The sequence below is a fragment of the Pseudomonas sp. AC355 genome, assembly GCF_979258205.1.
Window position 1 is genome coordinate 4,928,972 of the sequence record NZ_OZ409843.1, and the last position, 10,921, is coordinate 4,939,892.

The 10,921-nt window shown below is 63.4% G+C and carries 11 protein-coding genes; 2 read left to right on the top strand and 9 right to left on the bottom strand.

Translation table 11 applies throughout. The features are described from left to right. The first annotated feature begins 86 nt into the window (after positions 1-86). Positions 87-899 carry a tRNA cyclic N6-threonylcarbamoyladenosine(37) synthase TcdA gene (gene tcdA / locus ACZ0AI_RS22940; protein ID WP_463563831.1) on the top strand — a complete coding sequence of 271 codons (813 nt, stop codon included), beginning with the start codon at positions 87-89 and terminating at the stop codon, positions 897-899. On the opposite strand, the gene ACZ0AI_RS22945 is transcribed toward tcdA, so the two are convergent. The 4 genes from ACZ0AI_RS22945 to ACZ0AI_RS22960 form a co-directional block, all read right to left on the bottom strand. Then, positions 896-1,300 carry a SufE family protein gene (locus ACZ0AI_RS22945; protein ID WP_463563832.1) on the bottom strand — a complete coding sequence of 135 codons (405 nt, stop codon included), beginning with the start codon at positions 1,298-1,300 and terminating at the stop codon, positions 896-898. The genes tcdA and ACZ0AI_RS22945 overlap by 4 nt on opposite strands. Further along, complete coding sequence (locus tag ACZ0AI_RS22950; protein WP_463563833.1) at positions 1,297-2,502, bottom strand: aminotransferase class V-fold PLP-dependent enzyme; 1,206 nt, start codon at positions 2,500-2,502, stop codon at positions 1,297-1,299. The genes ACZ0AI_RS22945 and ACZ0AI_RS22950 overlap by 4 nt, the downstream gene beginning before the upstream one ends. Before the next feature lie 93 nt (positions 2,503-2,595). Beyond that, entirely contained in the window at positions 2,596-3,630 is a 1,035-nt protein-coding gene (dapD, locus tag ACZ0AI_RS22955; protein ID WP_463563834.1) for a 2,3,4,5-tetrahydropyridine-2,6-dicarboxylate N-succinyltransferase, read from the bottom strand. 39 nt (positions 3,631-3,669) lie between these two features. Continuing rightward, the gene (locus ACZ0AI_RS22960) at positions 3,670-4,017 is read right to left on the bottom strand and encodes an ArsC family reductase (protein ID WP_225834783.1); all 348 of its coding nucleotides are present in this window, start codon (positions 4,015-4,017) and stop codon (positions 3,670-3,672) included. Positions 4,018-4,222: 205 nt separating this feature from the next. Between ACZ0AI_RS22960 and ACZ0AI_RS22965 the strand changes: the two genes are divergently transcribed. After that, positions 4,223-5,863: a Na+/H+ antiporter gene (locus ACZ0AI_RS22965; protein ID WP_463563835.1), complete on the top strand. Its 1,641-nt coding sequence runs from the start codon at positions 4,223-4,225 to the stop codon at positions 5,861-5,863. A 265-nt stretch (positions 5,864-6,128) separates the two neighbouring features. Here ACZ0AI_RS22965 and ACZ0AI_RS22970 read toward each other — a convergent pair whose 3' ends face one another. From ACZ0AI_RS22970 to ACZ0AI_RS22990, 5 genes are all read right to left on the bottom strand, one after another. Beyond that, entirely contained in the window at positions 6,129-7,280 is a 1,152-nt protein-coding gene (locus ACZ0AI_RS22970; protein ID WP_463563836.1) for an acyl-CoA dehydrogenase family protein, read from the bottom strand. Between the two features lie 159 nt (positions 7,281-7,439). Further along, positions 7,440-8,732, bottom strand: a complete 1,293-nt coding sequence (locus tag ACZ0AI_RS22975; protein WP_463563837.1) for a lytic murein transglycosylase — start codon at positions 8,730-8,732, stop codon at positions 7,440-7,442. A 70-nt stretch (positions 8,733-8,802) separates the two neighbouring features. After that, positions 8,803-8,970, bottom strand: coding sequence for an alternative ribosome rescue factor ArfA (gene arfA / locus ACZ0AI_RS22980; RefSeq protein ID WP_463563838.1), 168 nt, complete (start codon positions 8,968-8,970; stop codon positions 8,803-8,805). A 257-nt stretch (positions 8,971-9,227) separates the two neighbouring features. Next, complete coding sequence (gene holA / locus ACZ0AI_RS22985; RefSeq protein ID WP_463563839.1) at positions 9,228-10,262, bottom strand: DNA polymerase III subunit delta; 1,035 nt, start codon at positions 10,260-10,262, stop codon at positions 9,228-9,230. A 42-nt stretch (positions 10,263-10,304) separates the two neighbouring features. Beyond that, positions 10,305-10,910, bottom strand: a complete 606-nt coding sequence (locus tag ACZ0AI_RS22990) for an LPS-assembly lipoprotein LptE (protein WP_463563840.1) — start codon at positions 10,908-10,910, stop codon at positions 10,305-10,307. Between the last annotated feature and the right edge of the window lie 11 nt (positions 10,911-10,921).

Sequence of the window (10,921 nt, forward strand, 5' to 3'; positions counted from 1 at the left end):
GGGCGTTCAGCTACGAAGCCCGCCAGATGGTGCTTGGGGTGAGCGCCCAGGCTTCCTATAATGCGCGCCCACCAAGAGGAGCCCGCATGTCGTTCGATGAGCAACGTTTCGCCGGAATTGCCCGGTTGTATGGCCGTGAAGGCGCAGAGCGGCTGACGGCTGCCCATGTGGCTGTGGTCGGGATCGGCGGCGTTGGCTCCTGGGTGGCCGAGGCGCTGGCGCGTTCCGGGGTGGGCGAGATTTCTCTGTTCGACCTCGACGATGTCTGCGTCAGCAATACCAACCGGCAGGCTCACGCCCTGCAGGGTCAGGTCGGCCGCGCCAAGGTCGAGGTGATGGCCGAGCGCCTGCGGGCCATCAACCCGGCCTGCGTGGTGCATGAAGTCGCCGACTTCGTGACCCGCGACACCATGGCCGATTACATCACCGTCGAGCTCGACGCGGTGGTCGACTGCATCGATAGCGTGGCAGCCAAGGCGGCGCTGATCTCCTGGTGCAAGCGCCGCAAGATCGCCATCATCACCACCGGCGGTGCGGGCGGGCAGATCGATCCGAGTCAGGTGCAGGTGGGGGATCTGAACAAGACCTTCAACGACCCGCTGGCAGCCAAGGTGCGCTCCACGCTGCGCCGCGATTACGGCTTTTCCCGCACGCCGGGGCGCAACTACAGCGTGCCCTGCGTGTTCTCCACCGAGCAGCTGCGTTACCCCGGCGCTAATGGTGAGATTTGCCTGAGCAAGGCCTTCGTCGGCGAGGGCGTGAAGCTCGACTGCGCCGGCGGCTTCGGCGCGGTGATGATGGTGACCGCCACCTTCGGCATGGTCGCTGCCGCCCGTATCGTCGATCGTCTTGTCGCCGGAGCACGGCGGCCTTCTGAGCGGCCCGTGGCGAAAGCCTAAGTCGGCTCGATCAACTGGCGCATCTGGCGCACCACCGCGTTCATGCCATTGGCGCGCGAAGGTGAAAGCTGGCGAGACAGCCCAAGGCTGTCGAACCACTTGGCGATATTCAGACTTGCCAGTTCGTCAGCGCTCAGGCCATTGACGCGAGCCAGCAATACGGCCAGCAGGCCACGGATGAGGCGGGCATCGCTGCTGGCGCGGAAGTGCCAGTGACCGTCGCGGATTTCGCCACTCAGCCACACCTGGCTTTCACAGCCGTGCACACGATCGGCATCGTGGCGTTCGATCAGCGGCTCCAGGCGCTCTCCCCACTGCATCAGCAGGCGTGCACGCTGCTCCCAGCCGGAACATGCGCTGAATGCGTCGAGGGCCTCACGGGCGTTGTCGGGCAGGCTCATTGCAGGAGCTCCAGTGCCTTGTCCAGTGCGCTGAAGAGGCGCTGCAGATCGTGCTCGTCGTTGTACAGGCCCAGAGACACGCGGATCGCGCCGTTCACCCCCAGGCGTTGCAGCAGCGGCATCGCGCAATGATGGCCGACCCGTACGGCGATGCCTTGCTCGGTGAGCAGGTGGGCAAGGTCGCCGCTGTGTACGCCGTCTACGGTAAAGCAGGCCAGCGCGGTTTCCGGCTCGCCGAGCAGGCGCAGGCCCGCGTAGCCTTGCAGGCCGGTCAGCAGCATGCGGTGCAGTGCGGCTTCATGGTCGCCAATGGCTCTGGCGTCGAGGCTGTCGAGGTAGTCCAGGGCCGCGCCGAGGGCGATGACTCCGGATACCGGCGGCGTACCGGCTTCCAGGCCGAGCGGCGCGTCGCGAAAGGTCGAGGTGAGGTAGTCCGCCTGCTGCACCATTTCACCGCCAAATTGCCAGTGCTGCAGGCGCTGCAGTGCGCTGCGCCGGCCATAGAGCAGGCCGACGCCATCGGGGCCATAGAGCTTGTGGCTGGAACAGACGTAAAAGTCGCAGCCCAGTGCCTGCATGTCCTGGTGGCCATGCACGACGGCCTGGGCGCCATCCACGACCGTCAGGGCGCCTCCGTCGCGAGCCTGTTGGATCAGCGTGTGCAGCGCTTGCATGCGGCCCAGCACGTTGGATAGCTGAGTAACCGCGAGCAGCCGCGTGCGCGTGCCGATCAACGTGGCGGCTTGCTGCAGGTCGATATCGCCCTGAGGCGTCAATGGCAACACCACCAGCTTAAGGGCCTTGCGCGCTACCAGCTGCTGCCAGGGCAGCAGATTGGCATGGTGCTCGGCGGCGCTGACGACGATCTCGTCGCCCGCCTCGAACAGGTGTTCCAGCCCATAGGCGAGCAGGTTGAGGGATTCGGTAGCGCCGCGGGTGAAGACGACCTCTTCACTGTCAGCGGCATTCAGCCAGCGCGCGGCCTTGTTGCGGGTGTCTTCGAAGGCACGGGTGGCGCGCTCGCCGGGCAGATGCTGGGCGCGGTGCACATTGGCGGCACCACCGGCGTAGTAGTCCAGCAGGGCATCCAGTACCGCTTGCGGTTTCTGCGCCGTGGCGGCGCTGTCGAGGTAGGTCTGGCCTTCGCGGTCGAGGGCCAGCATGCCGGGGAAATCGGCGCGCCAGGGGGAAATCAGGGTCATCCGGATCTCATAACGCTAAATGTAAAAGCGGGCTGCGCCCGCGATGATCATCAAGTCTATCGCGTGCCACAGCCCGCTCGGGCAAAGCCTGGCTCAGTTGTGAGCGTGCAGGGCTTCGTTCAGCTCAATCGCCGACTTGTTGGTCTTGCACTCCACCGCGCCACTTTGCGAGTTGCGACGCAGCAGCAGGTCTGGCTGACCCGCCAGATCACGACCCTTGACCACCTTGACCAGGTTGTTCTGGTCGTCGAGCAGGGCGATCTTGGTGCCAGCGGTCACGTACAGGCCGGCTTCGACGATATTGCGATCGCCCAGCGGGATACCGATACCGGCGTTGGCGCCGATCAAGCAGCCTTCGCCCACGGAAATGACGATGTTGCCGCCGCCAGACAGGGTGCCCATGGTCGAGCAACCACCGCCCAGATCCGAACCCTTGCCGACGAATACGCCAGCGGATACGCGGCCTTCGATCATGCCTGGGCCGGCGGTACCCGCGTTGAAGTTGACGAAACCTTCGTGCATCACGGTGGTGCCTTCACCGATGTAGGCGCCCAGACGGATACGCGCGCTGTCAGCGATACGCACGCCGCTAGGTACCACGTAGTCGGTCATTTTCGGGAACTTGTCCACCGAGAAGACTTCCAGCAGGTCGCCCTTCAGGCGCGCTTCCAGTTGACGCTCGGTCAGTTCGACCAGATCCACCGCACCCTGGCTGGTCCAGGCCACGTTGGGCAGCAGCGGGAAGATGCCGGTCAGGTTCAGGCCGTGTGGCTTGACCAGGCGATGCGACAGCAGGTGCAGCTTGAGGTAAGCCTCGGGGGTGCTGGTCAGGGCGGCATCTTCGGCCAGCAGGGTGGCGACCAGCGGCTTGGCGCTTTCCGCCAGGCGGGTGAGCAGGGCGCTCTGTACCGAGTCGATATTTTTCAGGGCACTGGCCAGTTCACCGGCCTGCTGGTTGGTCAGCGCGATGGCCTGGTTGCCGCCGCTGTAGCCGAGCTTCTCGGTGACCTTGGCGACCAGTTCGGCGCTCGGGTTGAGCAGGGGCTGTGCATAGAACACTTCCAGCCAGGTGCTTTGACGGTTTTGGGTGCCGACCCCGAAGGCCAGGCTGAACAGAGTGTTGGACATGATCTTTTCCTTGCAACGAATTCGATTTAGGTGACGGTATCAGGCCAGTTCGGCGGCATAACGCTCGGGTTTGAAGCCGACCAGCGTACGCGCGCCCAGATCCAGCACGGGGCGCTTGATCATCGACGGTTGGGCCAGCATCAGTTCGATAGCTTTGGCCTGGTCGAGATCGCTCTTCTGGGCGTCGTCGAGCTTGCGAAACGTGGTACCGGCGCGGTTGAGGATGGTTTCCCAGCCGTGCTCGTCACACCACTTCTGCAGATTGCCGCGGTCGATGCCGGCGGTCTTGTAGTCGTGAAACTGGTAAGCGATACCTTGCTCTTCGAGCCAGGTACGGGCCTTCTTCATGGTGTCGCAGGCCTTGATCCCATAAAGGACGTTACTCATTGATTTCCCTCGGAAGGATTCCACTCGTCGAATCCTCCTCAATACCTTGTTAATTGCGAGCGGTGGATTATGCCACGTCGGCCCGGCTTGCGGCGCTGTCAGGGCATAACTCGATCTTCGTGCCCTGCGCAGCCTCTATCCGACGCGTTAGAATGCAGAGCCCATGCGCGCCATGTGGCCTTGTTCGTAAAGGATCTCTCCCGTCATGCAGCTTCTCTACACCATCCTGATCATGTTGCTGGTGGTCAGTGGTACCCGTATCAGCGCCCAGTTCATTCCCCTGCCACTGCCGATCCTGCAGATTGTGATCGGCGCATTGCTGGCGATTCCGGTACTGGGGCTGCATGTACGGCTGGATCCCGAGTTGTTCCTCCTGCTGTTCATTCCGCCGCTGTTGTTCGTCGATGGCTGGCGCATGCCCAAGGGGCAGTTTCGCAAGCTGCGTACACCGATCCTGTTTCTCGCTTTCGCTCTGGTGTTCTTCACCATTCTCGGTGCCGGTTATTTCATTCATTGGTTGCTGCCTCAGGTGCCGCTGGCGGCCTGTTTCGCGCTGGCAGCCGTGCTGTCGCCGACCGATGCGGTGGCCGTTTCGGCGATCACCCACGGGCGCTTGCCGAGCACCCTGAATAACTTGCTGCAAGGCGAGGCGCTGATGAACGACGCCTCGGGTCTGGTGGCGTTCAAGTTTGCGGTGGCGGCGACGTTGACTGGGGTGTTTTCCTTCGCCGATGCCAGCCTGCAGTTCGTGCTGGTGGCGGTTGGCGGGTTACTGATCGGCATGGCGCTGAGTTATCTGTTGGGGCGCTTGCGGGCCTGGATGATCGCCCGCGGCTGGGAGGAGCCGGCGCCCCATGTGTTGCTGATGCTGTTGCTGCCTTTCGCCGCCTACGTTGCCGCCGAGCACCTGGGGCTGTCGGGCATTCTCTCGGCGGTTGCCGCCGGAATGATGCAGAGCCGCCTCGACCTGCTGCCCCGCCAGACCACCACGCGCCTGCTTAATCGCGGTGTGTGGGCGATGCTCGAATTCACCTTCAACGGCCTGATCTTTCTGCTTCTGGGTCTGCAGTTGCCGGACATCATCAAGGCCGTAATCGGTGATCACGCTGACGGCTGGCAGCTGCTGCTTCCGGCCTTGGGCTACGTACTGGCGGTGTATGCCGTGCTGATGACACTGCGCTTTCTGTGGGTCTACAGCTACTGGCGCACCTCCGGCATGCTGCGTCGCTGGCGCGGCAAGTCGACCCGTTTCGCCGGGCAGTCGCGCCTCGCCCTGACTGCAGTGCTGACCCTGGGTGGCGTACGGGGCGCCGTGACGCTGGCCGGCGTAATGTCGTTGCCGCTGTTGCTCAATAATGGCCAGGCGTTTCCCGAGCGTGATCTGCTGATCCTCATCGCTGCCGGGGTGATCCTGCTGTCGCTGCTGGTCGCCAGCGTGGCGCTGCCGAGTCTGCTGCCGCTGCTGCCCCAGGACAATGTGGCGCGCCAGGAGGGCGAGCTCAATCGTCACCGTGCCCAGGTGCTCGAGGCGGCCATTCGCGGCCTGGAGGCCGACGATGAAAAGGCCGCAGATACCGACGGTGCAATCGCTGCGGCCGAGATTCGCGCCAAGCTGATGAGCGAATACCGTGACCTGCTCGAACGCACCCGAACGCGCAGTGTCGAGGAGTCGCGCGACAACCAGCGCCAGGCCGACCAGCTGGAATATCGCATGCGTCTGCATGCGCTGCGCACCCAGCGCCTGGAGCTGTACCGGATGCGCAAGGAACACCAGTTAGACGACGACATGCTGGCGGAGATTCTTCGCGACCTGGATAACGCCGAGGCGCGGCTGCTCAAGGGTTAGGGTCTGTTGACGTTTCAGCGCAAGCCGCGTTGCTGCGAGAAATCTCGCCAAGCGAGGCGGAGGACGCAGGGAATGGCATCCCCTTTTCAAGTCCTCCAACGACGCATGGCGAGATTTCCCGCGCAACCCGTAGGGCCGGGCCAGTTTTTGCGCGATGCTGCGTTACTCGGTGTCTCATTTGGCCAGCCAAACTTCGCACCTCGTGCCTTACCTCGCGCAAAAACTGGCTCCGGCGCGGTCGTGCTGAAACATCAGCAGACCCTAGTCAGGGCTCGTAGTGCTTCAGCTCGCGGGCGATCAGCAAGCGTTGGATCTCGCTGGCGCCCTCGTAGATCTGGGTGATGCGCGCATCCCGGTAGTAGCGCTGCACCGGGAAGTCCTCCAGGTAGCCGTAGCCGCCATGCACCTGCAGCGCCTTCGAGCACACGCGCTCGGCCATTTCCGAGGCGAACAGCTTGGCCTGTGAGGCTTGTGACAGGCACGGCTGGCCGGCACTGCGCAGGCGGGCGGCGTGTAGGGTGAGCAGGCGAGCGGCGTTGATCTGGGTGTGCATGTCGGCGAGCAGGTTGGCGATGCTCTGATGCTCGCCGATGGGCTTGTCGAACTGCACCCGTTCGCGAGAGTAGAGCAGCGCGGCCTCGAAGGCGGCGCGGGCGATGCCGACGGCCTGAGCGGCGATACCGATGCGTCCGCCTTCGAGGTTGGACAAGGCGATGCTCAGCCCCTTGCCGCGCTCACCGAGTAGATTGCTGGCGGGAATGCTGCAGTTCTCCAAGGCGATGGCGCAGGTGTCCGAGGCGCGAATGCCCATTTTGTGCTCATTGCGTTCGATGCGAAACCCGGGGGTGTTGGTCGGCACCAGAAAGGCTGAGATGCCCTGCTTGCCGAGCGCGGCATCGGTGACCGCGAAGACGATGGCCAGGCCGGCACGGCGGCCGTTGGTGACGAATTGCTTAGCCCCATTGAGCACCCAGTGGCCGTCACGCAGTTCGGCACGAGTGTGTAGGTTGTGGGCTTCAGAGCCGGCCTGCGGTTCGGTCAGGCAGAAACAACCGATCACTGCTCCGCTGGCCAGGCGCGGCAGCCATTCGTTCTTCTGGGCATCACTGCCATGGTTGAGTAGCGGGCCACAGCCTACGGAGTTGTGCACGCTCATCAGGGTGCCGGTGGCAGCATCGGCAGCGGAAACTTCCTCGATGGCCAGGGCGTAGGCCACATAGTCGAGATAACTACCGCCCCAGGTGTCCGGCACGATCATGCCCAGCAGGCCCATTTCGCCCATCTGGGTGACGACCGTATCATCGATCCAGCCGGCTTTTTCCCATTCCTGGGCGTGGGGTGCGATGGCGCGTCGGGCGAACTGCCGGGTGCAGTCGCGGATCATGCGTTGTTCGTCGTCCAGCTCGATGTCGTGCATAGCGACCTCTCTGTTGTCATTGGCCCACGCCGGATCACGGCAAGCGGGCAGGTATGGCCCTCACGGATCGCGTGGCTGGCCTGACTACAGGGTCGCCCAGTAAAGGGCTAATCGCAAACGCTGGAATGCGCGCGGTGACGGGCGTCACCGCGCGCTAGGTCAGTTCTGCTGGCGCAACTGGTCGAGCAGGTTGCTGTCCGGGTAGCCATCGGCCGGCCAACCAAGCTGCAGTTGGAAGGCACGAATCGCTTTGCGCGTGTTGGCGCCAATGATGCCGTCCGCATGGCCAGAGTCGAAACCACGGGCGTTCAAGCGCTCCTGCAGCTCGACGCGCTCGCTGCGGCCCAGTTGCCGGTCGCCTTCCGGCCAGGCGCCCTGCACGCCATTGCCACCGCGTAGGCTATCGGACAGCAGGCCGATAGCCAGTGCGTAGGACGTGGAGTTGTTGTAGCGCAGGATGCTGCGGAAATTGCTCAGCAGCAGGAACGCCGGTCCCCGGTGTCCAGCGGGCAGTAGTAAGGTGGCGCTGGCATCGTCACGTGGGGAACCTAGCGGCTGCCCAACTGGGTGTATGCCAAGGGCACGCCATTCGCTCAGGCTACGGCGTACTTCCGGGTCAGCCATGGCATAGTCGAAGCCCCGCGGCAGTTGCACTTCGAAGCCCCAAGGCTGGCGCAGTTGCCAGTTGGAACCTTGCAGGTAGTGAGCCGCCGAGGCCAGCGCGTCGGCCTGGGAAGTCCATACGTCGCGCTTGCCGTCGCCGTCGAAGTCCACGGCGTGTTCGTTATAGGTGGTGGGCATGAACTGGGTCTGGCCCATGGCGCCGGCCCAGGAGCCGACCAGGCTTTCCGGGGCGATATCGCCGTGCTGGAGAATCTGCAGAACGGCCAGCAACTGGCTGCGCCAGAAGGCCTGACGGCGGCCTTCATAGGCGAGCGTCGCCAGGGAGCGCACCACGTTGTGGCTGCCGATGTTGCTGCCGAAGTTGCTTTCCAGGCCCCAGATGGCGACCAGTGTTTCCGCGTCGACGCTGTAGCGCTGTTCGATCTGGTTAAGCATGGCGCGATTCTGCGTCAGCAAGATACGGCCACGAGCGACGCGGCTGGGGGAAACGGCCCCTTTCAGGTATTCCCATACCGGGCGGCTGAACTCTGGCTGACTGCTGTCGGCCTTGACCACATCCGGGTTGGGGACGACGCCCGCAAAGGCGCGGTCGAACAGGGTCGGGCTGATACCTGCGGCCATCGCGTCGCTGCGCAGCAAGTCACGCCACTGTTCGAAACTCAGTTGTTCTTGAGCAGGCTGAGTGAACGCGGTGTTGGTTGGAGTAGTACTCTGCGGGGTGCTCGGAGCTGCCAGGGGCTGGGCAGGGGCGTCGGCACAGGCCGTGAGCAGAAGCAGAAAACTGGCCGCAGCGGTGACAGGCAGGCCGCGAGTGAACAGGTTGGGCATGATTATCTCAACACGTTTTGCAGGCGAGCACCTTAGCACGGATGAGCGGGAATGCGGGCTGTACGAGTGTTCAGACCGCCTTTTTCGACAGCCCCAGAAACGAAAAAGCCTCCCAGTTCTGCTGGGAGGCTTGGCGGCGGTAGCTGCCTTTTCCTTTGCCGGGGCGTTCTTGGCGTGAGCGGAACAGCGGCTGGGCGATGATGGATTTGGCCTTGTTCGGGCGTGCTTTTTTGCTCATGGCATGTCCTTGGTCAAGACTCGCGTCGATGCGAGCGGAACAAATCATGCGCCGCTAGTGGGGTAATGTCCACACCTGAAGTAGGTGTTAAGCACCTGTTCACGATCTGCTGCGCGTCGGCCCTGCTGCGTTAAAAACAAGCTGGATTGCGAGCCCAGTCAGAATGCTCATTTCCAGCTTGTAAACTCTGCTTGCTCGTTTGTTTCTGTGGGGCCCGCCCAGGCCTTGCATGTCTCTAGCTCAGTCGTGAACAGGTTCTACGCGCCGAGCTTCAGGCGTTGACCGGCCATCATCAACACCAGACGCGACAGGCTGGCCCATGGATCGCCGGCGGCTTGACCTTTGACCTGTGCATCGATCTGCTGGGCATCCATCAGCAGCGCATTCCAACGCGCGGGCGAGTGACGCTGCAGGGCTTTGCTGAGCAACGGGCGGCGTTTGTCCCATACAGGAGGGCGTGCCGAAGCGAAGGCCTTGTCCAGCGGCACGCCCTGGCTGAACTGATAGGAAATATTGGCCAGTTGGCGCAGCTCGCGGGCCAGCATCACTACGATGAACAGCGACTCCTGGCCTTCTCCACGCAAGCCGTCAAGCATCCGCAGGGCGTGGGCGGCTTCGCCATTGAGGATGGCATCGATCAGGCCGAACACATCATAACGGGCGCTGTCGGCAACGGCTGCCTGCACGGTGCCGGCATCGATCTGCTGGCCGTCTGCGAGTAGCTTGAGTTTCTCGATCTCTTGGGCTGCGGCCAGCAGGTTGCCTTCTACCCGGGCGGCGATCAGGTCTATCGCCTCGGCAGTGGCGTTCATGCCGGCCTGGGCCAGGCGCTGACGAATCCACTGCGGCAACTGGCTGGCGTCCACCGGCCAGATCTGCACGAACTGGCAATGGGGGCCGTCGATCAGGGCCTTGGCCCATTTGGTCTTCTGCGCGCTGCCGTCGAGCTTGGGCAGGCTGATCAGCAGCAGGGTGTCTTCCGGCGGCCGACCCAGGTACTCGATGATCGCTGCTGCGCCCTTGTCGCCAGGCTTGCCGTTGGGGATGCGCAGTTCGATGACGCGCTTCTCGGCGAATAGCGACATGCTGGCGCCGGCTTGGTAGAGCACGCCCCAGTCAAAATTGGCTTCGGCGTGAAACACCTCGCGCTCGCTGAAACCTTGCGCACGGCTGGCGTTACGAATGGCGTCACTGGCTTCCTGGCACAGCAGCGCTTCGTCGCCGCAGACCACGTAGACGGGAGCCAGGGAACCTTGAAGGTGTTTGCCGAGTTGGGCAGGGGCGAGTTTCATGGGTCGAGAAACCGAGGGGCCAGCAGAGTGGCCCCAACCGGCTTATTGCACCGGCAGTTCGATGGGCGATTGCTGTGGCTGTGCGGCTTCGCGCTGGCGTGCGGCTTCCAGTGCGTCGGCTTCCGCCTTGGCTTTGGCTTCAGCGGTCTGCTGCAGAGCGTCGAGCTGATCCGGAGTGATCTGCTGCAGGCGTTGGGCCAGCTGCTGTACTAGGTCACGGCGCATTTCGGTGCGCAGTTGAGCCGACTCCTGATCGTTGCTGATCAGGTTGTTGGAGTCCTGTACGTAGTAGCTCTGCACTTCCAGCTGGTTGTTCAGCAGCAGCAGGTTCTTGGCACCGCGGATCTCGTAGTCCAGGGTCAGAGTGCGCTCGTACTCAACGCTGCGCGCCGAGCTGGTGTAGCTGGCGGAGCGCTGGCTTTCCTGCTCGCGGGCCAGGTACAGCTTGTAGGCGGCGCCCGGGAATACCCGTACACCGTTGTTTTCCAGCACTTCGCGAACGTCACGTACGGTATCGCCGTAGCTGTCGCGCGCGCTGACTTCCAGCTCCTTGAGAGCGAACGTCACGTCACCGGTACCGCGCAGCTGGAAGCCACATGCGCCGAGCAGGCTTGCCAGGCCGATTACCAACAGATTGCGCTTGATCATCTCGTTATCCC

Excerpts from the sequence above, each read along its gene's own strand:
- ACZ0AI_RS22970 (WP_463563836.1), bottom strand. The coding sequence starts at position 7,280 with ATGCACGACATCGAGCTGGACGACGAACAACGCATGATCCGCGACTGC.
- ACZ0AI_RS22965 (WP_463563835.1), top strand. The coding sequence starts at position 4,223 with ATGCAGCTTCTCTACACCATCCTGATCATGTTGCTGGTGGTCAGTGGT.
- ACZ0AI_RS22990 (WP_463563840.1), bottom strand. The coding sequence starts at position 10,910 with ATGATCAAGCGCAATCTGTTGGTAATCGGCCTGGCAAGCCTGCTCGGC.
- ACZ0AI_RS22975 (WP_463563837.1), bottom strand. The coding sequence starts at position 8,732 with ATGCCCAACCTGTTCACTCGCGGCCTGCCTGTCACCGCTGCGGCCAGT.
- tcdA (WP_463563831.1), top strand. The coding sequence starts at position 87 with ATGTCGTTCGATGAGCAACGTTTCGCCGGAATTGCCCGGTTGTATGGC.
- ACZ0AI_RS22950 (WP_463563833.1), bottom strand. The coding sequence starts at position 2,502 with ATGACCCTGATTTCCCCCTGGCGCGCCGATTTCCCCGGCATGCTGGCC.
- dapD (WP_463563834.1), bottom strand. The coding sequence starts at position 3,630 with ATGTCCAACACTCTGTTCAGCCTGGCCTTCGGGGTCGGCACCCAAAAC.
- arfA (WP_463563838.1), bottom strand. The coding sequence starts at position 8,970 with ATGAGCAAAAAAGCACGCCCGAACAAGGCCAAATCCATCATCGCCCAG.
- ACZ0AI_RS22945 (WP_463563832.1), bottom strand. The coding sequence starts at position 1,300 with ATGAGCCTGCCCGACAACGCCCGTGAGGCCCTCGACGCATTCAGCGCA.
- ACZ0AI_RS22960 (WP_225834783.1), bottom strand. The coding sequence starts at position 4,017 with ATGAGTAACGTCCTTTATGGGATCAAGGCCTGCGACACCATGAAGAAG.
- holA (WP_463563839.1), bottom strand. The coding sequence starts at position 10,262 with ATGAAACTCGCCCCTGCCCAACTCGGCAAACACCTTCAAGGTTCCCTG.